Origin of the sequence: Saccharothrix sp. CB00851 (assembly GCF_001905065.1) — a bacterium.
Lineage (GTDB): Bacteria > Actinomycetota > Actinomycetes > Mycobacteriales > Pseudonocardiaceae > Actinosynnema.
The window spans coordinates 590,631-613,839 of the sequence record NZ_LWLC01000001.1 but is presented as its reverse complement, the minus strand read 5'-3'; the positions used below and the strand labels follow the sequence as shown (position 1 = coordinate 613,839).

Genomic DNA, 23,209 nt, shown 5'->3' with positions numbered 1-23,209 from the left:
GCCGAACGCCTCCGAACGTAGGTCGTGCGGCGGGCGTTGACAATGGGTCTAGACCAATTGCGTCCGTTCAGCCGTGCGGGTCGAACCGGAGCCGGGTGCCGGGCCTGGCCTGGCCGAGCAGCGGGAGCGCGTGGGCGGCGACCACGCCGATCACCGGGTAGCCGCCGGTCGTCGGGTGGTCGGCGAGGAAGACGACTGGGCGCCCGTCGGCCGGTACCTGCACCGCGCCGGTGACCAGGCCTTCGCTCGGCAGCTCCTGCCCGACCCGGCACGCGGTCCGGTCCAGCGCGGTGCCGGAGAGGCGGAGGCCGACGCGGTTGCTGCGGTCCGACACCGTCCAACGGCCTGCCCGGAGTTGGCGCGCCGGGTTGTCGAACCAGTCGTCGCGGGGACCGAGGAGGACGGGCACGACCAGCTCGTCCGGCACGTGCACGCCGACCAGCACGTCCACGCCCACCGGCACGCCGGTCGGGTCGCCGAGGGGCAGTTCGTCGTCGGGGCGCAGCGGTGCGGGGCCGAGGCCGGAGAGCAGGTCGGTGGACCGGCTGCCGAGGTCGGTCGGGACCGTGATGCCGCCGGACACCGCCACGTAGCACCGGAGGCCGTTCCGGGGTGTGCCGAGGGCGAGGGTGTCGCCAGGGGCCAGGTGCAGCGGCGAGTCGCGCAGGACGCCGTTGACCAGCGCGGGCGTCGATGGGCCGGTGACGGCGACCGTGCACGAGGCGTTGGTGCGCAGCGACAGGCCGCCGAGGAGCACTTCGAGCCCGGCCGCGTCCTCGGGGTTGCCGACCAGCCGGTTGGCGAGCGTGAACGAGCGCGTGTCCAGCGCACCGGAGGGCGGCACGCCCAAGTGCGCGTGACCCGGCCGGCCGAGGTCCTGGACGAGCGCCAGCGGGCCGGTGCGCAGCACGGTCAGGGTGCGCGAGCGTTCAACTCGGGTGTGCTGGGCGTTAACCTCTCGCGTTGCGGGTGTTGGACTCTCGCGGAGACTCGGGTTCATCGGACGGCCTCGAAGCGGACGCGGTCGCCCGGGGTGAGCAGGGCCGGGGTGGCGCGGCGCGGGTCGAACAGCGGCGCGTCGGTGCGGCCGATCAGCCGCCAGCCGCCGGGAGTGGCGCGGGGGTAGGCGGCGGTGAACTCGCCCGCCACGCCCACCGAGCCGGCCGGAACCTTGGTCCGCGGCGAGTCCAGGCGTGGCTGGCGCAGCGGTTCGGGCAGGCCGGTCAGGTAGGCGAAGCCCGGTGCGAAACCGCAGAACGCGACCCGGTAGTCGGCGCCGGTGTGCAGCTCGACCACCTCGGCGGTGGTCAGGCCCGCCGTCTCGGCCACCAGGTCGAGGTCGGGGCCGTCGTAGCGGACGCCGATGACCACCTCGTCACCGACGGCCTCCGGCTGGTGGGTCAGGTCCGCGGCGGCCAGGAGTCGGCTGACCGCACGCGCCGTGTCGGGCCCGGCGGCGACCAGCACGGTGCGGGCCGCCGGGACGAGTTCGACCAGGCCTGGCAGTTCCGCCGCGGCGACGGCGGCGCGCACGGCCTCCACCTCGCCGAGCGAGTCCACCTCGACGAGCACCGCATCGTCGCCGCAACGCCGCAGCCGCATGGGTACAGATTAGATGAGGATTGTTGAACAATCCAACTGTGATCGATACGGCACCGCCGACAGCAGGCAAAACTCAGCCGACGATGCGCTTCAGGTGGGCCGAGGTGTGGGGCTGGAGGGGCTGACCCACCATGGCCCGCTCCTCGACGTACGCCAGGTCGCCGTTGTTGACGATGCCGTACAGGCGCTGCGCCGCGGTGACGTCCTTGGCGGTCGCGGTGCGGACCACGGCGTCGGTGGAGATCTCCCACGACGTCTGGTTGCGCGGCTTGCCGTAGTACAGCTCCACGATCCCGGTGTTGTGCGTGAGCAGCACCTCGATCGTGTCGTCCGGCTGCGGTCGCCAGAAGCCCGTCTCGCGCGCCGCCTGCCGGATCACGCCGCCGTTCTCGTCCAGCAGCCACGCCCGTGCCTCGTAGTACAGGAACGGCCGGCCGTCGTGCGCGAACGTGATCTGCTGCCCGTAGCGGAACGGGCCGTCGATCGTCGGGTACACGACCTCGCCCTCGCCGCGCCACACGCCGACCAGCGGCAGCAGCGCGAGGCACGCGTCGTGCAGCGAGGGGCCGGAGCGCAGGTTCGCCGTGTCCGCCGGGATCGGCAGGTCGTCGAACTGCGGCAGGTTGCGCCCGCCGGTCACCGCGGCGCGCGAAGCGGCGGCCTGGACGGCCGCGTCACCACTGCCCGGAACGGGCTCGTCGCCGCTCACCGCTGGTCGGAGAACAGGCGGTACACCACGTACCCGGCGAACCACACGATCAGCAGGGACACGAGGACCAGCAATCCTGTGAAGAAGTGTTCCACCCGCCCAGTTTAGGCACCCGACCCGGAAAGCCGCCGACCCCGGTGGCGAACGCCACCGGGGTCGGCGAAGGGGTAGCGCCGGGGGCAGCCCGTGCGCTCCCGCGTCTCAGGCCACCGCGACCTCGACCGGGTGCACGCCCGGCCCGTCCGCGTTGACCGACGCCTGCCCGTTGCCCGACCGGTGCAGCGCGCGGATCGTCCACGCACCGGGCGCGGCGTAGAACCGGAAGTCGCCGTCGGCCGAGGACACGACCTCGGCGGTGAACTCGCCCGAAGCGTCCAGCAGGCGCACGAACGCACCGCCGACCGGGGCGCCGTCCGACTTGACCTTGCCGGTCAGCACGACCTCGTTCGCGCCGACCTGGATGTCCACGCCCTGCTGGGGCGCGCCGCAACCGTCCAAGCTCATGATCAGCCTTCCTTGCCGCTGCCGAGTTCGACGGGCACGCCGACCAGCGAGCCGTACTCGGTCCAGGAACCGTCGTAGTTCTTCACGTCCTCGTGGCCGAGCAGCTCGTGCAGCGCGAACCAGGTGTGCGACGAGCGCTCGCCGATGCGGCAGTAGGCGATCGTCTTGCGGGAACCGTCGAAACCGGCCTCGCCGTAGATCTCGGCCAGCTCCTCGTTCGACTTGAACGTGCCGTCCTCGTTGGCCGCCTTGCTCCACGGCACGTTGATCGCGCTCGGGATGTGGCCGGCGCGCTGCGCCTGCTCCTGCGGCAGGTGCGCGGGCGCGAGCAGCTTGCCGGAGAACTCGTCGGGCGAGCGCACGTCGACCAGGTTCTTGTTGCCGATCGCGTCGACGACCTCGTCGCGGAACGCGCGGATCGCCAGGTTCTGCTCCTGGGCCTTGAACTCGGTCGCCGGGCGCTCGACCTGCTCCTTGTCCAGCGGGCGGCCGTCGAGCTCCCACTTCTTGCGGCCGCCGTCGAGCAGCTTCACGGTGTCGTGGCCGTACAGCTTGAAGTACCAGTACGCGTAGGCGGCGAACCAGTTGTTGTTGCCGCCGTAGAGGATGACCGTGTCGTCGTTGGCGATGCCCTTGGCGGACAGCAGCTTCTCGAAGCCCTCGCGGTCGACGAAGTCGCGCCGCACCGGGTCCTGCAGCTCGTTCTTCCAGTCGATCTTCACCGCGCCCGGGATGTGGCCGCCGTCGTAGGCGGTGGTGTCCTCGTCCACCTCCACGAACACCACGCCGGGCGTGTTGAGGTTCTCCTCGGACCAAGCGGCCGAGACCAGGACGTCTTCACGGCTCATCGAGCTGCTCCAATTTCTTCGTTCTGTTGCGACTGAGTCACTGGGGTCGGGCGAGGGCGGGTGCGTAGCGGCGCAGGAGCAGGAACATCTCGCAGCCCAGGCACAGGCCGACCGCGGCGTTGAGCAGCGCGGCGACCAGCGCGGCGGACGTGGCGACGACGCCGAGCGCGGTGACGCCGGTGGCGTAGCCGATCGTGCCGGTGAGCGCGAAGACGAACCCGACGCCCTGCGCGAACCGCAGCGGGGCGGCTTCCTCGCGCTCGGTCGTCGGCTTGAGCCTCGGCTGCACGGCGAACCGGTAGACGTGGCCCCACGGGTTGAGCTTGAGCGAGATGAACGCGCACATCGCGAACAGCAGGGTCTGCGCGGCGAGCAGCCGCCACGAGCCGGTCAGCAGCACGACCGCCAGGATGGCGGTGGTGATCCAGGCGCTGAACCGCGGGCCACGCGGATCGACCGGCGCGTCCCTGGTGGCGGTGGCTTCGTTCGGCACGGCGACCTCCTGACGGTGGACAAGACTGGTAGTCCGTCTCAGGCGGTGTTAGGGCAGGCGCACACGCCCGTCAAGGGTGTGCCGTGCCGCCGGGACCGCCCGGTCAGCGCGCCGCGCGACACAGGCTGCTGCGCACGCGGCACAGGTCCACCGCGAGTCGCTTGGTCAGCAGCGTGGTCACGGGTTCGAGCCTAGCCGCTCGTCCCTGCTGTCGGGAGTGGCGTCCAAGGCGTGGGAATGCCCAGGTTCACCCGATCGGTCCAGGCAGGTGTGGGCGCAACGCCGCGATGAGCGTGTCGGGCTTCGGGACCCCGCCGACCCGCGCGAGTTCCGCGCCGGACGGGGCCAGCGCCAACGTGGTCGGCGCCCGCAGCACCCCGAGGTCCGCCGCGACCTCCGGCAGGTCGGTCACGTCCAGTTCGACGTGCCGCAGTCCCTCGACGCGGCGGGCGAGGTCTTCGAGCACCGCCCGGGTCTGCCGGCAGTTCGCGCAGAACGCCGTGGACAGCTGTACCAGCGTCACCGGCGTGTCGGCGTCGAGCAGGTCGCGCACGGGACCGGGCAGGCTCACCTCTGCCGTGGCCTGCTCGGCCACGCGGACGCGCCCGTCACGCGCACGCAGCACCACCGCGATGACGGCCACGACCGCCACCGCACCCAGCAGTGCCCACGCACCGGTCACCTAGTTGCCGCCTCCGTCCAGCATGATGTCGTTGATCGCGCCTTCCACGGTGAACGCGCCGGTCTCCACCTTGACAGCGGTCGGCGTCACCGTGAAGGGCAGCGCGCCCGGGTCGATGGTCACGCTCAACGCCTCGCGCACCACACCGAGCACCGCCTCCAGCCCGTCCAGGGCCATGTCGTCCAGCTCGACGTCGTTCACCCCGATCACCACCTGGCCGTTGACCAGCGAAACCGTCCCGTACGCGGTGATGCGCAGGTCGCGGCCGGCGACCTTGGTCTTGCCCGACAGCTTCACCGCCGCGATCGTCGGGTCCGCCGCCTGCCCGTCGGTCACCTTGGTGCGCTTGTCCGGGTCGATCGCCAGGTCGGTGAACGGCGTGATCTGGTTGACCAGCCGGCTCAGGTCGTTGGCCTTGATCTTGACGCTGCCCCTGACCTGGTCGATCCGCGCGTCGCGGGTGTCGCCCGCCAGCAGGTCCGACAGGCCGATGCGGGTGTGCTTGAGGTTCGCCCGGATCTCCAGGTCGCGCAGCTGGTCGCGCACGGGCACGCCGGTGGCGCTGATCTCGATGTCCCGGTAGTCGCCGCCGATCGCCTGGGTGATGAACGGGAAGCCGTTGATCCGGACCGACGGGTCCTCGCTGAGCCCGAACTTCTCCCGCATCTTCTGCGCGACCTGGTACTCGCCGACCGCGGCCAGCCCGAAGTCGGCCGCCACCAGCAGCCCGCCGACCACCAGCGCGGAGATGATCAGCTTGCGCCCGCGCGCGGGACGGCGGCGCTCGGTCTTGGTCGTCGCGGTCATCGCCTGTCCTCTGTCGGATCCGTGTGGTGGGGCGCGGTGCGGTCGTCCAGCCAGGTCGCGATCCGGTCCACCAGGGCGGGCGTCATCGACGACTCGGCGTGCCGCACGCCGGGTTCGAGCCACAGCTCGGCGCCGCCGCCCGCCGCTCGGTGCAGCGCGACGGCGTGGGCCGGGTCGAAGTAGTGGTCCTGCTCACCGTGCACGATCAGCAGTGGGGTCGGGGTGATCCGGTGCACGACCTCCAGCGGGCTCTCCGGCGTGCTCCGCCACGGCGGACCGAGGCGGACGCCGAGCGCGCGGGCGGCGAGCCTGCCGTGCGGCTGTTCGAGCAGCCAGTGCACCCGGCGCATGGCCACCGTGTCGCGCACCCACCAGCGCGACGGCGCGCTGACCGCCGCCACCGCGTCCGGCTTGTCGTGGTGCAGGCCCGCGTGGCGCAGGGCGACGGACGCACCCATGGAGAAGCCGACGGTCACCACCCGCCGGTACCCGAGATCGCGGGCGAGCGAAACACCGGCCGCGAGGTCGTGGATCTCGTCATCGCCGACGGTGGACCGCCCGCCCGAGCGGCCGTGGCCCCGGAAGTCCAGCGCGACGACGCCGCCGTGCCTCGCGAACCGGTGCAACACGCGTGACACGAACGGTTTGCGAACGTGATTCGTGAAGCCGTGACCCACCACGAATGCGAGATCCGTCACGGACGGTGTTGATCTCACGTGCACACCGTGCAGGCGGACAGCGTCATGTGACATGGATGTAACAGGCGTGACGCTTGTGGAAACAACTGTGACTCTGACCTGCTGACCTGGGTCTTTCGTGGTGTGCACCGGTATTGTCTCCGTCATCCGCAGGCAACGGGGCCCGGTCACCGTACTTCGCCTGTGCTGGTCGGTGACCAAGCACCGGCCGAACGAGAGGGCGCCGCGATGAGTATCGACGTGCTGCTGTTGACCACCGACTCCGACCCCGAGGCGGTTCTCCCCGCGCTGTCGCTCCTCCCGCACGAGGTGCGTCCGCTGCGCCCGGAGGTCTCGGCGCTGCTGGAGGCGGGTCCGCACGACATCGTCCTGGTCGACGCGCGGACCGACCTGGTCGGCGCGCGCAGCCTGTGCCGGCTGCTGGACTCCAGCGGGGTGGACGTGCCCGTGGTGGCCGTTGTCACCGAGGGCGGCCTGGTCGCGGTCAACTCCGACTGGAGCGTGGACGAGATCCTGCTCCCCACCTCCGGTCCGGCCGAGGTGGACGCCCGGCTGCGCCTGGTGCGCTCCCGGCGCGGCACCACGCAGCCCGGCGGCGACGGCTCGCTGCAGCTCGGTGAGCTGGTCATCGACGAGGCCACCTACACCGCCCGCCTGCGCGGCCGCCCCCTCGACCTGACCTACAAGGAGTTCGAGCTCCTCAAGTACCTGGCGCAGCACGCGGGCCGCGTGTTCACCCGCGCGCAGCTGCTGCAGGAGGTCTGGGGCTACGACTTCTTCGGCGGCACGCGGACGGTGGACGTGCACGTCCGGCGCCTGCGCGCCAAGCTGGGCCCCGAGCACGAGTCGCTCATCGGAACCGTGCGCAACGTGGGCTACAAGTTCGTCCGCCCCCCGCGCCCGGGCAGCACCCGCCGCGTGGACCACGCGATCGAGGCACCGGAGACGCAGATCGACGACGCCGAGCTGATCTACCGTGCTTGATCGCCGCTGCTCCGCAGACGGCGGCGAGGTCGCGTCGGTAGGTCGAGCCTGATTTCGCGACGATCGAAAAGCGTGATCGTCGCGAAATGAGTCTCGACCTACCGACGCGACCTCGCGGGGAGTTCCACTAGGTTCGTCCGTGTGGAATTGAGCTGGTTCGAGAGGCTGTCCCCCGAGCAGGCCGACGAGGTCACCGGTCTGCTCGGGGCTGCCGAAGCTGTCGACGGTGTCGCGCCGGTCGGCGAGGCCGTGATCCTGCGCCTGCGCCCGGACGCGCACGGCAGCCGTCACCTGCTCGCCCGCGATGGCGGGACCCTGGTCGGCTACCTGCACCTGGACGTCTTCGGCGACTCCGACGGCAACGAGGTCGCCGAGCTGGCCGTCCACCCCGACCACCGCCGCCGCGGCCACGGCACCGCGCTGGTCGAAGCCGTGGCCGACCGCGCCAAGCCCCTGCGGATCTGGTCGCACGGCGGTCACCCGGGTGCCGGTGCGCTGGCCGCCGAGCTCGGCTACCGCAAGGTCCGCGAGCTGCTGCGCCTGCGCCGCCCGCTCGACGCCGACCTGCCCGAACCCGTGCTGCCCGCCGGCGTCACGCTGCGCCGGTTCGTGCCCGGCCGGGACGAGGCCGCCGTCGTCTACGTCAACCACCGGGCGTTCTCGTGGCACCCCGAGCAGAGCGCGATGAGCATCGAGGACGTGCGGCAGAAGGAGGAGCAGCCCTGGTTCGACCCGGCCGGGTTCCTCCTCGCGGTCGACGCCGACGGGCGGCTGCTCGGCTTCCACTGGACCAAGGCGCACACCGCTGACCTCGGCGAGGTGTACGTGGTGGGCGTCGACCCGGACGCGCAGGGTGGCGGCCTCGGCAAGGCCATCACCCTCGCGGGGCTCGCTCACCTCCGTGACGCGGGACTGCGGCAGGTGATGCTGTACGTCGAGTCCGACAACGCTGCGGCGTTGGCCGTGTACGACCGGTTGGGATTCACCCGCTGGGATTCGGACGTCCAATACGCCCGGTAGTGACAAACCCATCACGCCATGCAAACGTGCAGGTCACGGGACACCCAAAAGGCGGTGTACTCGGTCACTTCCCGTTGGGTGTTCACCCGTCGTTCACTTTCTCCTGGGCGCCTGTCCACCCTCGCTACCTACCGTCCGTGTCGAGCGGCGGGGCCTTCGCCGCGAAATCCGCTTCCGTAGCTGGAGGACTCCCAGGTGAAGACCAAGCGACACGGCGCCGTACTCGGCCTGATCGCGGCCGGTGCGCTTCTGCTCACCGCGTGTGGCAGCGACAACAACGCCCCTTCCACTGGTGGCACGTCGGCGGCCGGCCAGGGCTCGTCGACCCCCGTCGAGTGCGGTGGCAAGTCGAAGCTCAGCGCAGAGGGCTCCTCGGCCCAGAAGAACGCCATGGACACGTTCGTCCAGGCGTACCAGCAGAAGTGCCAGGGCGCGGACCTCGCGTACAACGCCTCCGGCTCGGGTGCGGGCGTCAAGCAGTTCATCGCGGCCCAGGTCGACTTCGGCGGCTCCGACTCGCCGCTGTCGGAGAGCAAGGGCGAGGTCGCCAAGGCGGCCGAGCGCTGCCAGGGCAACCCGGCGTGGAACCTGCCGCTGGTCTTCGGGCCGGTCGCGGTCGGCTACAAGCTGTCGGGCGTCACCGACCTCACGCTGTCCGGCGAGGTCATCGCCAAGATCTTCAACGGCGGCGTCAAGAAGTGGAACGACCCGGCGATCGCGGCCCTCAACAGCGGCGCGTCCCTGCCGGACAAGGACATCAAGGTCGTCTACCGCTCGGACGAGTCCGGCACCACGGACAACTTCCAGCTCTACCTGAAGGCCGCCTCGAAGGGCGCGTGGACCCAGGGCGCCGGCAAGCAGTTCAACGGCGGTGTCGGTGAGGCCAAGGAGAAGTCCGCGGGTGTCGCGCAGGCCGTCGGCTCGATCGACGGTGCCATCACCTACGTCGAGCTGTCCTTCGCCCAGGACAACAAGCTGTCCCTCGCCAAGATCGACAACGGCTCCGGCGCGGTCGAGCTGAACGAGGAGTCGGTCGGCAAGGCCATCGACGGTGCCAAGCTCAAGGGCACGGGCAACGACATGGTCCTCGACCTCGACTCGATCTACGCCTCCACCGAGGCGGGCACCTACCCGCTGCTGCTGGCCACCTACGAGATCGTCTGCTCCAAGGGTTACGACGCCGACACCGCGAAGGCCGTCAAGGCGTTCCTCACGGTCGCGGCGACCGACGGGCAGGCCGGTCTCTCCGAGGCGGGTTACGCTCCCGTGCCCAAGGCCTTCCAGGAGAAGCTGCTGACCGCCATCAAGGCCATCGCCTGACCAGGCCGGCACACTTCCCGGGAACGCCATTGCGATGAACGACCGCACAGTGGCCCCACGCCCCGCGGGCACCGGTTCGACCGGTGCCCGCGCGGGCGTTCCGGCTGCCCGACCCGCCTCGGAGGCTCCGATTCCCCCGACTACGGAAGCCGATCGGAAGACTGTCGTCCGACCGGGTGACCGGATCTTCGCTGGCCTGGCCACCGGCTCGGGCATCTTCATCGTGGTCCTGATCGCGGCGATCGGCATCTTCCTGCTGCTCCAGGCCGTCCCCTCGCTCGCGCTGGACAAGGTCAACTTCCTGACCAGCCGCGAGTGGTCGACCAGCGATGTCGACAACATGCGGTACGGCATCCTGGATCTGCTCCTGGTGACCATCGTGTCGTCCGCGTTCGCGTTGATCATCGCGATGCCGATCGCCCTCGGCATCGCCCTGTTCCTCACCCAGTACGCGCCGCGCCGGCTCGCCCGGCCGTTCGCCTACGTCATCGACCTGCTGGCCGCCGTGCCGTCGATCATCTTCGGCTTGTGGGGCCTGCTCGTGCTCGGGCCGGTGCTCACCCCGATCGGCCAGTGGCTCACCTCGAACCTCGGCTTCATCCCGCTGTTCGCCGAGGGCAACGTCAGCATCGAGCTGGGCGGCACCATCTTCACCGCCGGCATCGTGCTGGCGGTGATGATCCTGCCGATCATCACCGCCGTCAGCCGCGAGGTGTTCGACCGCACGCCCGTCACCCACATCGAGGGTGCCATCGCGCTCGGCGCCACCAAGTGGGAGGTCGTGCGCACCACCGTGCTGCCGTTCGGCAAGGCGGGCTACGTCAGCGCCTCCATGCTCGGCCTCGGCCGCGCCCTCGGTGAGACGATCGCGTTGACGATCATCCTGAGCGGCACCGGCGCCGCGTTCGCGTGGAGCCTGTTCGACGGCGGCGCGACGTTCGCGTCCAAGATCGCGCTGGCCGCGCCCGAGTTCAACGACCCGCGCACGGCGGGCGCCTACATCGCCGCGGGCTTGGTGCTGTTCGTCCTCACGTTCGGCGTCAACGCCATCGCCCGGTCCATCGTCGCCGGTCACAAGGAGTACGAATGACGACCGACACGGCGGACCTGAACCGCCTCGCGACACCGCCGACGTTCCAGAGCGTCAGCGGGGCGCGCAAGCTCAAGAACGGCATCGCCACCGCGCTGGTGTACGGGGCGTTCTTCGTCGCGATCGTGCCGCTGATCTGGGTGCTGTTCGTGGTGATCGAACGCGGGTTCCCGGTGGTGCTCGACCCCGACTGGTGGCAGAAGTCGCTGTCCGGTCTGCTGTCGCGCCAGCAGGGCGGCGGCGTTTACCACGCGATCTACGGCACGTTGGTGCAAGGCCTGGTGTGCGGGCTGCTGTCCGTTCCGATCGGCCTGTTCGTCGGCATCTACCTGGTGGAGTACGGCGGCCGGTCCAAGCTGTCGCGCGCCACCACGTTCATGGTCGACATCCTGACCGGTGTGCCGTCCATCGTGGCCGCGCTGTTCATCTACACGCTGTGGATCACCTACTTCGGCTTCGGCCGCAGCGGTTTCGCGGTGTCGCTGGCGCTGGTGCTGCTCATGGTGCCGGTGATCGTGCGGACCACCGAGGAGATGCTCAAGATCGTGCCGGACGAGCTGCGCGAGGCGTCCTACGCGCTCGGCATCCCCAAGTGGAAGACGATCGTCAAGGTCGTCATCCCGACGGCGCTGTCCGGCATCATCACCGGCATCATGCTGGCCCTGGCCCGCGTCATGGGCGAGACCGCGCCGGTGCTCGTGCTGGCCGCGTACGCGCCGTACATCAACTACAACCTGTTCGACGGGCCGATGGCGTCGCTGCCGCTGCTGATGACGTCGGAGCGGAACAACCCGACGCAGGCCGGTTTCGAGCGGATCTGGGGTGCGGCGATCACCCTGGTCATCATCATCACGCTGTTCAACCTGCTGGCTACCGTGATCTCGCGGTGGCTGGCTCCGAAGACGAAGTGAGCGGGCGGTCATGGCCAAGCGCATCGACGTGAAAGACCTGAACCTCTACTACGGCAAGTTCCACGCCGTGCAGCAGGTTTCGCTCGCCGTGCCGCCGAAGAACGTGACGGCGTTCATCGGCCCGTCCGGTTGCGGGAAGTCCACCGTGCTGCGGTCGTTGAACCGCATGCACGAGGTGGCGCCCGGTGCCCGGGTGGAGGGCACCGTGCTGCTGGACGGCGAGGACATCTACGCGTCCTCCGTCGACCCGGTGCAGGTGCGCCGGACCATCGGCATGGTGTTCCAGCGCCCCAACCCGTTCCCGACGATGTCCATCCGGGACAACGTGGTGGCGGGCCTGAAGCTCGCGGGTGAGCGGAACAAGAGGAAGCTCGACGAGGTGGCCGAGCGGTCGTTGCGCGGCGCGAACCTGTGGAACGAGGTGAAGGACCGCCTCGACCGGCCGGGCGGTGGCCTGTCCGGTGGTCAGCAGCAGCGGCTGTGCATCGCGCGGGCGATCGCCGTGCAGCCGGACGTGCTGCTGATGGACGAGCCGTGCTCGGCGCTGGACCCCATCTCGACTCTCGCGATCGAGGACCTGATCACGGAGTTGAAGAAGGAGTACACGATCGTCATCGTGACCCACAACATGCAGCAGGCGGCGCGGGTCAGCGACCAGACCGCGTTCTTCAACCTGCTGGGTGTCGGTCAGCCCGGTCGGCTGATCGAGGTGGACGACACGGAGAAGATCTTCTCCAACCCGAGCCAGAAGGCCACGGAAGACTACATCTCCGGCCGTTTCGGCTGATCACGCCCTGGTCGCGGAAGCCCTTCCACCTGCGGTGGGAGGGCTTCCGCGCGTTCGGGTGACAGCGGAACCACGGGCTCGCCCCTACCGTCAAAATCGAGACATGGTCCTCCTTTCGGGGGTACCGTGACGATTGGGATCGGCAGACTCGCAGGGGGTAACCGTGGCGGCGGAAGGTGCGTGGAGCGCACAGTCCATGCAAGCTATGACGGCCAGCATGGTGGGCTTGAAACAGGCCGCCGAGTCGGGCTCCTTCGCCATCAGCCAGGACGGCGCCCAGGCGTACCTGAAGGCCATCGACAACGCCCAGCAGGACCTCCGGCGCATGGATCTGCAGATCAACAAGCTTCGCCAGGAGACCAAACTCGGGAGCAGTCCTGACGGTGTGGCGATGGCGCGCTATAACCAGGAGAGCGTCGAAGGCGGAGCGGGGACCACCGGCATCGTCCCGGCGGTCGAACAGTTGAAGTCCGCGCTCGAAGAGGCGCGGGCGGCGTTGCAGAAGGCGATCGAGAACTACCGTGAGGTGGACGGCTCGAACGCGAGCACCTACAAGCGCTACTGAGGGTGGAGACAGTTGATCAAGGGATTGTCGGCTCGCGTCGTTCTGTCGTTGGCGGTGTTGGGCGTGGTCGCCACTGGCTGCACGACCGGTGGAACCGCTACGCCGGGACCCACCGGGGCCACGACGACCGAGCGGACCTCCGAGGCCACCACCAGCACGAAGCCGTCCAATGGCGGTGACGCGCTCGCCGACTTCGACCCGTGCGAGGTCATCAACTCGGTGGCCGCTCAACTGAACCTCACGGAGATCGAGGAGTCGGGTGCTCGCGAGTGCCTGGCCGAGTACTCGACGACCGCGTCGGTCTCACTGGTGAAGCAGCCCGAGTTGGCCATCGGCGACGCTGTCGGCGGGGAGATGACCGACATCTCGGTGGGATCGCACAAGGCCAAGCTCGTCAAGACACCGACGACTTCGTCCTCTTGCATGGTCACCATCGAGGTGACCGCCACGTCCAGGGTCGACGTCACGTCTTCCACGAATGCCTCGTTGGACGAGGCCTGCGCCGCCGCTACTGCGGTTGCCGAAGCCGTCGAACCGAAGCTGCCGAAGTAACCCAGAGGGGGAAACGTCGTGACGCCGCCGAACTCGCAGCCGCCGCAGGACACCAGCCAGGCGAGCCAGGTCACCTATGCCGGGCAGACCGATGCCGAGCTGCGCGAGGAGTACGAGCGCGCGAGCGAGGCCAACCCCGGGCTCTTCAACAACATCTTCGACTACATCCGCTACAAGCAGCAGTCGGCGCAGAACCAGGCCGAACAGGAGCAGCAGCTCGAGCAGGTGGTGGAGAACTACCGGCCGCCGCTGTCGCCGCCCGGCTCCCACTACATGGGCTACGACCACAAGGCCCTCAAGGACATGGTCACCACCAACATGTCCCCGAGCACGGCCAACGAGCAAGGCGAGGCCTGGACCAAGCTCGGCAACACGCTGGCCGAGCTGCAGACCAACCTGACCAGCGCGACCAATGCCAGCAAGGGCGCCTGGCAGGGCGCGGCGGCCGAATCGGCGCAGGGGTACTTCACCAACGTCGCCACCTGGTCCGGCAACGCGGCTCAGGGCGCGCAGCTCACCGGCAACAAGCTGTACGCCCAGAGCCAGGCGGCCGAGACGGCGAAGAACGCGATGCCCGAGCCGGTCGAGTTCAGCACCGCCGACGCCTACAAGATGTTCTTCTCCGAGCCCAACCCGTTCAAGTGGGCCGAGACGATCGACCAGATCGAGCAGAAGTTCGAGGAGAAGCAGCAGGCCCACGAACGTGCGGCCGAGGTCATGACGACCATGTCCACGAGCTTCCAGGAGTCGGGCTCCACCATGCCCGCCTTCTCCCCTCCGCCGCCCATGGCGGGCACCGGCGGCAGCGGTGACCCGAGCCAGCCGGGCCCGGGCGAGATCGGCGGCAGGCCGACCGTGCCCACCGGCACCGGGACGGGCACCGGCAGCGGGATGGGTGACTTCGGCATGCCCGGTGGTGGCACCGGCGGCGGCAACACCAACCAGTCCGGCTGGAACGGTCTCCCCGGCGGCGGCACCACGACCCTCCCCGGCGGCGGGGGTGGCGGCGGTGGTGGTGGCGGGAACACCAACATCCCCGGCCCGTACCCGCCCGGCTACCTCCCGCCCGGCACCGGCCCCAACCGGCCGCCGATGCCGCCCGGTGGACGTCCTCCGGGCCCGCCCAACGGCCCCGGTCGCCTCCCCGGCGGAGGCGGCGGCGGTGGAGGCGGTGGCGGTGGCCGCGGCATCGGCGGTCCCGGCGGCATGGCGGCGGCCGGTCGTGGTGGCATGGGCGGCTTCGGGCCCGGTGGCATGTCGGGCGCGCTCGGCGAGGCAGGCCGGTCCGGTGCCGGCGGCTTCGGCCCCGGCGGCAGCGGTGGCCTGGCCGGCGCCGGCGCGGCGGGCCGCGGTGGTCCCGGCGGCATGGGTGCGGGCATGGGCGCGGGTGCCGGTGGCGCGCGCGGCGGCGGTGACGAGGACAAGGAGCACAAGGCCGCGTCCTACCTGGTGGAGACCGAGGACGTGTTCGGCGACGGCACCATGGTCGCTCCCCCGGTCATCGGCGGGTGAGCGTGTTCTCGTTCGCCCTGTCCTTCGCGGCGGCCGACATGCTCTGGGAGGACCTGAAGCTCGGCAGCCGCCCCTACCCGTTCGAGTTCCCCTACATCGGGCAGACGATCGACGAGCGGCGCGGCATCCGCAACGCCGTGTACCGCGACCTGGAGTCGCGCGGCCTGGCCCACCGCGGCCGGGTCGCGCCCGAGGTCGAGGAAGCGCTCACCCTGCTGGTCCGCTTCGACTACAGCCTCAACGCGGTCGCCTCGCTCGACGCGCGCAACGTCGAGCGCCAACTGCTGGCGCGCGGCGGCGCGTCGGGCGAGACGGCGGCGCTGGCCGTGATGGACGACCGGCAGCTCAAGATCGACCTGATGCGGGCGCCCGCGTTGCTGCGCACGATCGTGGACCTCGTCCCGCCGTCACGGCCGGGCCCGGGCCAGTCGGTCACCGTGCCGATGCCGACGTCCGCACCACCGCCGCCACCGCGCCGGGACGACGACTTCGGCAGCGCCACGTTTACCCAAGCCATGGCGCCGCGCTCGTCCGCGACCACGCAGGTCCGCGCGTTGGAAGCGGTGTTCGAACGCCCCCGGCTGCGGGCCGGCCAGTTCGGCGTCACGGTGCGCGGCAGGCACGGCCGGGAGCAGCGCGCGCCGCAGGTCGCGTGGTTCGACAACGACCAGGGCCGCTACATGTCGCAGACGCGGGAGGGGCAGGACGGCCGGAAGTGGCTCACCCACGCCCCCGCCGACAACGCCCGCATCGCCGCCCAGCTCGCGCAGGAGCTGAACGGCCTGCTCAACTGACCCTCAGGCGCCCGCGTCGCCGTGGTAGCCGGGCATCCGGCCGGTGACCACGAAGACGGTGCGCTTGGCCACCGACACCGCGTGGTCGGCGAACCGCTCGTAGAACCGGCCCAGCAGCGTGGTGTCGACCGCGGACGGCACGCCGTGCTGCCAGTCCTTGTCCATGATCACCGTGAACAGGTGCCGGTGCAGGTCGTCCATCGCGTCGTCGGCGTCCTCGAGCGACCGCGCCCGCTGCACGTCCTGCGTGCGGATGATGTCGGTCGCCTCACGCGCCAGCTCGACCGCGATGCGGCCCATCTCGGCGAAGTACGGCCGCACCGTGTCCGGCAGCACCGGGTTCGGGTGCCTGCGGCGCGCCGCCTTGGCCACGTGCAGCGCCAGGTCGCCCATCCGCTCCACGCTCTCGGCCGCGTGGATGACCGCGAGCACGATGCGCAGGTCGGTCGCGACCGGAGCCTGCAACGCCAGCAGCGCGTACGCCTGCTCCTCGATGTCGGCGCGCACGTCGTCGATCTTGGTGTCGTCGCCGATCACCTGCTCGGCCAGGGCGAGGTCCGCCCCGAGCAGGGAAGCGGTCGCCCGCTCCATCGCGTCACCGGCCATGCCGCACATGTCGGCGAGCTGGGCGGCGAGTTGTCCGAGCTGGTCGTGGTAGGCCTCACGCATGGCCGTCAGCCTACGGTGAGGTCATCGCGGTAGCGACCCGCCCTGGTGAACCGGGCGTGAACCCAAGACGTCCAGTCGACTCACGCGCACGGGTCCTTCGCGGCGTTGACCACTTCCAGCTTCTGCGGCGGGGCCGCCTTGCCCGGGTCGGTGCCGGGCGCCTGCGGCGCGCGGACCTCCTCGTCCCAGCCGGGCCCGATCAGCAGCTGCACCGCGCCACCCATGTTCTGCTGGAACTGCAGGGTCGCACCGGGCACCGAGGACCTCAGCGTCTCCGCCGCGTCCTCCCCGCCGACGCCGTACAGGATCACGGTCTTCTCGGCGGCCGGAGCGTCACCCGGGAGGACGACGTCGTAGCCGAGTTGCCGCAAGGCGTCGGTGGTCCGGCGGGCCGCGCCCGCGTTGTCCGGGTCGCCGTTGCGCACCTGGACCTTGATCCCCTTGTGGTCGATGATCTTGCCCGGCTTCGGGCCGGGCGGCGGCGAGGACGCCTGTGTCTGGCCGGCGGCCTGGTTCTGGTCCGCCGGCGCCTTGTCCGGGGTCTCCTCCGGCAGTGGCGTGCCGTCGATGATCGCCTGGAACAGCGCCTTGGTGTCGGCTTCCTTCAACAGCTCCAGGTTGTCGTCGTGGGACTTCGTCGGGCCCTCGGACGTCTCGTGCGGGATGGTCACGAAGGTGACCCGGCCCGCTTCCAGGCCCTGCAACGACTGCGCCAGCGTCAGCATGTCGTTCACGCCGATGTTCTGGCCGACGGCGGCCGCGGCGAACGCGTTGAGGAACGCGTTGAGCTTGCCCGGGTTCAGCAGGATCTCCGACGACAACGCCTTGCGCAGCAACGACGACAGGAACTGCTGCTGCCGCTTGACGCGGTCGAAGTCCGTCTTGGTCTCGCCCTCGACCTTGCGGGCCCGCACGTAGTCCAAGGCCTTGGTGCCGTCGATCTCGAACCGGCCCGGCTGGTCGAAGATCAGGCCGAGCTCTTCGTCGTCCATCCGCTTCGGCACGCACACCGGGACGGTGCCGATGGCGTCGACCATGCCCTTGAAGCCGTTGAAGTCGACGCTGATGAAGTGATTGATCTCCAACCCGGTCAGCTCGGTCATGAACTTGCTGACGCACTTCGGCCCGCCGACCGCGTACGGCTCGTTGGCCTTCACGTCCTCCTCGGCGTCCAGCTGCTCGCCGGTGTACTCGCCGGTGTTCGGGTCCCACTTCTCGCACTGGGGCCGCTTGATCAGCAGGTCGCGCGGCACGGAGACGACGACCATGCGCTTACGGTCGGCCGGGATGTGCGCGAGCATCAGCACGTCCGAGCGCGCGCCGCGGGTGTTCTCGGTGTTCGGGTCGCCGACGCCGTCCTCCGGCTTGGCGCCCGCCCGGGTGTCCGAGCCGACGATGAGGAAGTTCTCGTCGCCGAGCTGCTTCTCCGCCTCGTGCACCGCGGCGGAGTTCTGGTTCAGCGCGTCGATCTCGGGGATCTTGCTGTCGATGTAGAACATCGCGGCCCAACCGAGACCGGTGGACACGAACACCAGCACGGCGGCGGCCAGCGCGATGACCTTGATCGTGCGCACGATCTTGCTGTGCTTGGCCGTGCGGCCGCGGCGCCGGGGGTCTGCGTCGTCGGGACCCTCGACCGGCGAGGCGTACTCGGTGGCGTCCTCGTCGTGGTCGGCCTTCCACGGCATGAGCTTCTGGCGGCGTTCCTTGCGCAGGCGTTCCTGCTCGGCCAGCTCGTCGTGGACGGCGGAGAAGCGGGCCAGGGTGTGGTCGACCTCGCGACGTTTCTTGACGTCGTCGCTGATGGCCTCCATCTCCGTGGTGAGGCTGGCCGGGTCGATGGCCTCGCGCGGCTCCGGGCCGCTGCCGTTGAGGCCACCGTTGAGGCGGTCGGCGATGACGGGTGGCGCCGGGTCGATCGCGCCGTCGTCGGCGAACCGGCGGCCGGGCGCGTCACCGGGCCGCGGGCCGTCCACGGGACCGTCCGCGAGACGACGGGGGCCTGGACCGTCGACGGGCACGGGTGGTGGGCCGTCGGCCAGGCGGCGTGGGCCGTCGACCGGTGGGACGGGCGGGCCGTCGGCGAGGCGGCGGGGGCCGTCCGCCGGGCGGCGGGGGTCGACGGCGAGTTCGTCGGGAGCGGGGGCGGCGGCGGGACGCGGGCGCTGGCCGGGCCGGGGCGCGCCGGTCACGTCGTGCGGGCCGCTGCCGTCCGCGAGGCGGCGAGGCGCGTCACCGACCGGTGCGTCCGGCCGCGGGCGCGGTCCGCTGCCGTCAGGCAGGCGGCGAGGGCCGTCGGCCGGGACGCCGGGGTGGGGGCGCTGGCCGGTGTGCTCGCCGGGACGGGGCCCGTCCGCGAGCCGCCTGCCGATGCCCTCCGCCGCCGCTCCCTCGGCGGCGGCGCGTCGTCCGGGCGGTCCGACCTCGTCCGGCCTCCGGCGGTGGCCGTCGGCCGGGTCTTCCGGGCGCGGACGTGGTCCGCTGCCGTCCGGCAGGCGCCGGGGTGCGTCCTCGGGGCGTGGGCGTGGCCCACTGCCGTCGGCGAGGCGGCGCGGTGCGTCGGGAGCCAGGTCTTCGGGGCGCGGACGAGGTCCGCTGCCTTCGGCCGACCGGCGAGGCGTGTCCGGGGTCAGGCCCTCCGGCCGCCGGCGTGGTCCGCTGCCGTCTGGGAGCCGTCGACCCGGCGGCGTGCCGGGGAGGTCCGGGCGCGGGCGCTGGCCGGTGCCTTCGGGGTGCCGTCGCGCCGCGGCCGGGTCCGAGGGGACGCGCGGGCCGTCCTCGGGACGGGGCCTGCCGTTGGCGGGGAAGCGCCTGCTCGGCTCTCCGGGTACCTCGCCGGGAGCCGCGGGGCGCGGTGGTGCGGGACGCCTCGGGTCGAGGTCGTCCGGTCGGCCCGCGTAACCGTTCGCGGGGCCGTTCGGCGGCGGGGGCGTGGGCCGGCTGGGACGTGCCGGCGGCTCCTCGGGGCGGCGGCGGGTGCCGGTGTCCTCCGGCACGGGGCGCGGCGTCCGGGTTCCGGTGCCCTCGCCCGTGGCGGCGAAGAAGTCGTTGGCGGGCGGTGCCGGGGGTGCGGCGGACCGTCGGCCCGCGGTGGGCGGTGCGCCGTTCGCGGGCGGCCTCGGGCGGGTGCCGGTGTCCTCCGGCGCCGGTGGTGCCTGCCTGCGCGGCGGTTCCGGCGCGGCACGGCGACCGGTGCCCTCGGGGGCGTGCCTGCCGTTCTGGGGCGGCGTGGGTCTGCGTGGCGGCTCTGGCTCGGGCGCGGCGCGCCTGCCGGTGTCCGACGGACCGGGTGGGACCGGGCGTGGGATGTTCGTGCGGCTGTGCTGCTCCAGCAGGTCGGACACGCTCAGCCCGCCACCGTCCAGCGACCTGCGTCGACGACCGGTCGGCTGGTCGTCCTGCGGGGCCTGGTCACCTCCGGGTCCGGGGCCGCCACGGCGGGGCTCGTCGGGCACCCGGTCTCCCTTCAGCTTCGGTCATTAGTCGCTCGTCATCACGAGTTGACGACGGCAAGGACACATTGGTTGCACCAACGGCGTGTCACTTGCCTTGGCGATACTACGGATGACCGCCAGTCCTGACGACCACTCCCGGTGATACAGGGGTCGGCAGTACTCGGTTGCGCGCAGCAGACTACGTCCGAAAGGGTGAGTTGCCGTTCGGTGTCAGTAACCGACGACCCTCGATTCGGCTATACCGCGTCGCCCGGAAGCGGCACCCGCGAGGAGCACCCGGCCGTTCTCGCGGTACGCGACGGCGTTCCGTCCTGACTGCTTGGCGGTGTAGAGCAGGCTGTCCGCGCGCAACAGCTGTTGCTCCGGCGCGACCGCTGGACGTGTCGACGACCCCGCGGCGGGCGGCTCATAGGCCAACCCGATGCTGACGGTCACTCGCAATCCGGGCGCGAGGGAAGCCCAGGCGTGACGCTCGACACGCAGTCGGGCCGACTCGGCGATCTCCACCGCCGGCGCGGGTTCCACGCCGGGCAGCACGAGCACGAACTCCTCGCCGCCGTAACGGGCGCAGAAACCGCCCTCCGGCAGCTCCTCCTGCAACAGCTCGACCACGCGCTGCAACACCCGGTCGCCCAACAGGTGCCCGAACGTGTCATTCACCTGCTTGAACCAGTCCAGGTCGATCAACGCGATGGCGAGGCCCGCCGCCGTCGAACCGCGCTCGGCGACCATGTCGAGCAGTCGCTCGTCCAGGTACCGGCGGTTGTAGCTGTCGGTGAGGCTGTCGCGCAGGCTCTGCTCACGTGCCTCGGCGTGCTCACGGCGCAGCCGGTCGACTTCCCGGCGCAGCTGCTCGGGCACCCGCGGCGGGTCGTCCTGATCGGCGTAGACCAGGTCGAACGCGGACCGCAGGTGTTGGTAGGCCTGCCGCCACTGGCCACGCGAGGCGAGCAGCGCGGCGATCGACTCGTGCAGCTGCACCAGGCCGGTGCCCTCGCTGTCGGCCGCGGGCAGGCCTGTTCCGGGCTGGCCGTCGGTGTCGGACTCGGCGACTTCGGGCCGCAGTGCGGTCATCGCGCTCACCTCCCTACTTGCCAAGGTGTCGTCTGATACGAGGCGACGCTTGAGCCGGCAGGACGCGTCACAGAGGGATTTCCCTCGACTGGTTGACCCTGCACTGCTCCGAACTGGTGACAATCGGTGATCGGATTGCCCGGAAGTTCGCCGAGCGTGTTCAACCGGCTCGGCGTCACCTCAATTGACGCACGGGGCGAAGCCGTAGGCCTTGCCGTTGAGCAGCACGACGTGCTGCGAGCCGATCTGGCTGCCGATCTCGGCGCCCTCCTGCACGACGGTCAGCGTGACCGCGACGACCAGCACCACGCCGCGCGGGTGCTCGTCCGCGCCGGGCGGCGTCCACGCCGGGTCCAGGCGCAGCGTCGACATCGTCGGCTGGACCTTGATCGTGCCCGAGGGCAGCTCGCAGTCCTCGTCGCGGAAATCCGGGTGCTGGGTGTCCTTGAGCAGGTCGCGCTGCTCGGCCGTGCCCTGCCCGCCCGCCTCGTTGAGGTCGGCGAAGTAGCCCGACACCAGTTCCCGCTCCACGTCGGTGACCTGGAGGGGACGGGCGGTCCCGGTGGTCACCGGGCCGCAGCCGGCCAGCAGCAGCGCACCGAGGGCGCACGCCAGCGCCGTCACGGCGCGCGCCACGTCAGCCACCCGAGTGCAGCTCGTCGGCGCCCTCGGGCACGGTGGCGTCCTCCGGGTCGTCCAGCCAGCCCTCGGGCAGCACGACCTTGCCGGGCGAGCCCTGCCTGCCGCGCGGCTCGTCGGCGTTGTCCGGGAACTCCAGCGCGGGGTCGAGCCTGCCGACCAGGTCGTCCAGCTCGGCGAGGGTGGAGACCATGGCCAGGGCGCGCCGCAGCTCGGCGCCGACCGGGAAGCCCTTCAGGTACCAGGCCATGTGCTTGCGCAGGTCGCGCAGGCCCTTGTCCTCGCCCAGGAAGTCCGCGAGCAGCGCGCCGTGGCGGCGCAGGATGTCCGCGACCTCGCCCAGCCGGGGGCCCGGCGGGATCGGCTCGCCCCGGAACGCCGCCTGGAGCTCGCCGAACAGCCACGGCCTGCCGAGGCAGCCGCGCCCGACGACCACGCCGTCGCAGCCGGTCCGGGCGACCATGTCGAGCGCGTCGCGGGCGCTGAAGATGTCGCCGTTGCCGAGCACGGGGATGCCGGTGACGGCCTCCTTCAGCCGGGCGATGGCGGACCAGTCGGCCCGGCCGGAGTAGCGCTGGGCCGCGGTGCGCGCGTGCAGGGCGACCGCCTGCGCGCCCTCGTCCTCGGCGATGCGGCCCGCGTCGAGGTAGGTGAGGTGGTCGTCGTCGATGCCGATGCGGAACTTGACCGTCACCGGCACCCCGGCGGGTTCCGCGGCACGCACCGCGGCCCGCACGATCTGCCGGAACAGCTGCCGCTTGTACGGCAGCGCCGCGCCGCCGCCCTTGCGCGTCACCTTGGGCACCGGGCAGCCGAAGTTCATGTCGATGTGATCGGCCCGGTCCTCGCCGACGATGATCTTCGTGGCTTCGGACATCGACTTCGGGTCGACGCCGTAGAGCTGCATCGAGCGCGGGCTCTCGTCCTCGCCGAAGGTGATCATCTGCATCGTCTTGGCGTCGCGTTCGACGATCGCCCGGGCGGTGATCATCTCGCAGACGTAGAGCGACGTGGGGCTGCCGAACTCGCGGCAGAGCTGCCGGAAGGCCACGTTCGTGATGCCCGCCATGGGCGCGAGCACGACGGCGGGATCGACCAGGTACCGGCCGATCTTCAGGGGCTTGGTGGCGTGCAAGGCAGTGGACATCGCCGTCCATTGTCACCCAGCGCTGGTAGTGGCCGCCGTCATACCGTCGAATCCCCGCACGTCGACCCGGTCACGTCCGGGGGTCGGCAGGCCGACCTCAGGGTGCCGGTGATGGCGAGCACAGCGGTACTACCGTGGTAGCACTCGAAAGTTTACCCTGGATCCATGGCGGTCGAGAAGTTGAGCGTGTCCTTGCCGGGCACCGTCGCCGCGCGAGCCCGTCGGGCCGCCGAGCGAGCAGGGGTCCCCTTGTCCGCGTGGCTGGCGGACGCCGCGGAGGCCGCCGCGGATCTCGACGACGCCCGCGCCGCCGCTCAGGAGTACGCGGCGAGGTTCGGCGAGCCGGA

26 protein-coding genes are annotated in these 23,209 nt (G+C 71.0%); 11 read left to right on the top strand and 15 right to left on the bottom strand.

Annotated features, from left to right (window positions below; all coding sequences use genetic code 11):
* Window positions 1–67 precede the first annotated feature (67 nt).
* From A6A25_RS03025 to A6A25_RS02985, 10 genes are all read right to left on the bottom strand, one after another.
* Window positions 68–910: a biotin-dependent carboxyltransferase family protein gene (locus A6A25_RS03025; RefSeq protein ID WP_073886117.1), complete on the bottom strand. Its 843-nt coding sequence runs from the start codon at window positions 908–910 to the stop codon at window positions 68–70.
* Between the two features lie 86 nt (window positions 911–996).
* Window positions 997–1,602 (bottom strand): 5-oxoprolinase subunit PxpB, encoded by a 606-nt coding sequence (gene pxpB / locus A6A25_RS03020; protein WP_073886116.1) that lies wholly within the window; start codon window positions 1,600–1,602, stop codon window positions 997–999.
* A 73-nt stretch (window positions 1,603–1,675) separates the two neighbouring features.
* Entirely contained in the window at window positions 1,676–2,311 is a 636-nt protein-coding gene (locus tag A6A25_RS03015) for an FABP family protein (protein WP_073886115.1), read from the bottom strand.
* A gap of 201 nt (window positions 2,312–2,512) precedes the next feature.
* Window positions 2,513–2,815 carry a DUF1416 domain-containing protein gene (locus A6A25_RS03010; RefSeq protein ID WP_073886114.1) on the bottom strand — a complete coding sequence of 101 codons (303 nt, stop codon included), beginning with the start codon at window positions 2,813–2,815 and terminating at the stop codon, window positions 2,513–2,515.
* Between the two features lie 2 nt (window positions 2,816–2,817).
* Entirely contained in the window at window positions 2,818–3,663 is an 846-nt protein-coding gene (locus tag A6A25_RS03005) for a sulfurtransferase (RefSeq protein ID WP_073886113.1), read from the bottom strand.
* A gap of 37 nt (window positions 3,664–3,700) precedes the next feature.
* The gene (locus A6A25_RS03000; protein ID WP_073886112.1) at window positions 3,701–4,156 is read right to left on the bottom strand and encodes a DUF4395 domain-containing protein; all 456 of its coding nucleotides are present in this window, start codon (window positions 4,154–4,156) and stop codon (window positions 3,701–3,703) included.
* A 103-nt stretch (window positions 4,157–4,259) separates the two neighbouring features.
* A complete protein-coding gene (locus A6A25_RS46755) occupies window positions 4,260–4,337 on the bottom strand; it encodes a putative leader peptide (RefSeq protein ID WP_360462167.1) in 78 nt (25 codons plus the stop codon).
* Between the two features lie 66 nt (window positions 4,338–4,403).
* A complete protein-coding gene (locus A6A25_RS02995; RefSeq protein WP_073886111.1) occupies window positions 4,404–4,838 on the bottom strand; it encodes a thioredoxin family protein in 435 nt (144 codons plus the stop codon).
* Window positions 4,839–5,645 (bottom strand): LmeA family phospholipid-binding protein, encoded by an 807-nt coding sequence (locus A6A25_RS02990; RefSeq protein ID WP_073886110.1) that lies wholly within the window; start codon window positions 5,643–5,645, stop codon window positions 4,839–4,841. It abuts the gene before it with no gap.
* Window positions 5,642–6,397: an alpha/beta hydrolase family protein gene (locus A6A25_RS02985; RefSeq protein WP_380736074.1), complete on the bottom strand. Its 756-nt coding sequence runs from the start codon at window positions 6,395–6,397 to the stop codon at window positions 5,642–5,644. Before A6A25_RS02985 ends, A6A25_RS02990 begins: the two co-directional genes overlap by 4 nt.
* 174 nt (window positions 6,398–6,571) lie before the next feature.
* On the opposite strand from A6A25_RS02985, the gene A6A25_RS02980 reads away from it, so the two are divergent.
* From A6A25_RS02980 to A6A25_RS02935, 10 genes are all read left to right on the top strand, one after another.
* Window positions 6,572–7,327 carry a response regulator transcription factor gene (locus A6A25_RS02980; RefSeq protein ID WP_073886394.1) on the top strand — a complete coding sequence of 252 codons (756 nt, stop codon included), beginning with the start codon at window positions 6,572–6,574 and terminating at the stop codon, window positions 7,325–7,327.
* Between the two features lie 141 nt (window positions 7,328–7,468).
* Window positions 7,469–8,347 (top strand): mycothiol synthase, encoded by an 879-nt coding sequence (gene mshD, locus A6A25_RS02975; protein WP_073886108.1) that lies wholly within the window; start codon window positions 7,469–7,471, stop codon window positions 8,345–8,347.
* Window positions 8,348–8,542: 195 nt separating this feature from the next.
* Window positions 8,543–9,667, top strand: coding sequence for a phosphate ABC transporter substrate-binding protein PstS (gene pstS / locus A6A25_RS02970; RefSeq protein ID WP_073886107.1), 1,125 nt, complete (start codon window positions 8,543–8,545; stop codon window positions 9,665–9,667).
* 34 nt (window positions 9,668–9,701) lie between these two features.
* The gene (pstC, locus tag A6A25_RS02965) at window positions 9,702–10,757 is read left to right on the top strand and encodes a phosphate ABC transporter permease subunit PstC (RefSeq protein WP_073886106.1); all 1,056 of its coding nucleotides are present in this window, start codon (window positions 9,702–9,704) and stop codon (window positions 10,755–10,757) included.
* Window positions 10,754–11,668, top strand: coding sequence for a phosphate ABC transporter permease PstA (pstA, locus tag A6A25_RS02960; protein ID WP_073886105.1), 915 nt, complete (start codon window positions 10,754–10,756; stop codon window positions 11,666–11,668). The genes pstC and pstA overlap by 4 nt, the downstream gene beginning before the upstream one ends.
* Window positions 11,669–11,678: 10 nt before the next feature.
* Window positions 11,679–12,455: a phosphate ABC transporter ATP-binding protein PstB gene (gene pstB, locus A6A25_RS02955; RefSeq protein WP_073886104.1), complete on the top strand. Its 777-nt coding sequence runs from the start codon at window positions 11,679–11,681 to the stop codon at window positions 12,453–12,455.
* A gap of 205 nt (window positions 12,456–12,660) precedes the next feature.
* On the top strand, window positions 12,661–13,020 hold the full coding sequence (locus A6A25_RS02950; RefSeq protein WP_241828465.1) for a hypothetical protein: 360 nt from the start codon (window positions 12,661–12,663) through the stop codon (window positions 13,018–13,020).
* A 12-nt stretch (window positions 13,021–13,032) separates the two neighbouring features.
* Entirely contained in the window at window positions 13,033–13,572 is a 540-nt protein-coding gene (locus A6A25_RS02945; RefSeq protein WP_073886102.1) for a DUF3558 family protein, read from the top strand.
* Window positions 13,573–13,590: 18 nt separating this feature from the next.
* Entirely contained in the window at window positions 13,591–15,084 is a 1,494-nt protein-coding gene (locus tag A6A25_RS02940) for a PPE domain-containing protein (protein WP_073886101.1), read from the top strand.
* Window positions 15,081–15,878 carry an ESX secretion-associated protein EspG gene (locus A6A25_RS02935; RefSeq protein ID WP_083667839.1) on the top strand — a complete coding sequence of 266 codons (798 nt, stop codon included), beginning with the start codon at window positions 15,081–15,083 and terminating at the stop codon, window positions 15,876–15,878. Before A6A25_RS02940 ends, A6A25_RS02935 begins: the two co-directional genes overlap by 4 nt.
* Window positions 15,879–15,881: 3 nt before the next feature.
* Here A6A25_RS02935 and phoU read toward each other — a convergent pair whose 3' ends face one another.
* The 5 genes from phoU to dusB form a co-directional block, all read right to left on the bottom strand.
* The gene (gene phoU / locus A6A25_RS02930; protein ID WP_073886100.1) at window positions 15,882–16,547 is read right to left on the bottom strand and encodes a phosphate signaling complex protein PhoU; all 666 of its coding nucleotides are present in this window, start codon (window positions 16,545–16,547) and stop codon (window positions 15,882–15,884) included.
* 80 nt (window positions 16,548–16,627) lie between these two features.
* Complete coding sequence (locus A6A25_RS42745) at window positions 16,628–20,002, bottom strand: LCP family protein (protein ID WP_143192924.1); 3,375 nt, start codon at window positions 20,000–20,002, stop codon at window positions 16,628–16,630.
* 210 nt (window positions 20,003–20,212) lie between these two features.
* The gene (locus tag A6A25_RS02920; protein ID WP_073886098.1) at window positions 20,213–21,076 is read right to left on the bottom strand and encodes a GGDEF domain-containing protein; all 864 of its coding nucleotides are present in this window, start codon (window positions 21,074–21,076) and stop codon (window positions 20,213–20,215) included.
* A 180-nt stretch (window positions 21,077–21,256) separates the two neighbouring features.
* Complete coding sequence (locus A6A25_RS02915; RefSeq protein WP_073886097.1) at window positions 21,257–21,721, bottom strand: hypothetical protein; 465 nt, start codon at window positions 21,719–21,721, stop codon at window positions 21,257–21,259.
* The gene (dusB, locus tag A6A25_RS02910; protein ID WP_073886096.1) at window positions 21,714–22,862 is read right to left on the bottom strand and encodes a tRNA dihydrouridine synthase DusB; all 1,149 of its coding nucleotides are present in this window, start codon (window positions 22,860–22,862) and stop codon (window positions 21,714–21,716) included. The genes A6A25_RS02915 and dusB overlap by 8 nt, the downstream gene beginning before the upstream one ends.
* A 165-nt stretch (window positions 22,863–23,027) precedes the next feature.
* Between dusB and A6A25_RS44550 the strand changes: the two genes are divergently transcribed.
* On the top strand, window positions 23,028–23,209 hold a 182-nt coding region (locus A6A25_RS44550; RefSeq protein WP_198932554.1), incomplete at its 3' end, for a hypothetical protein.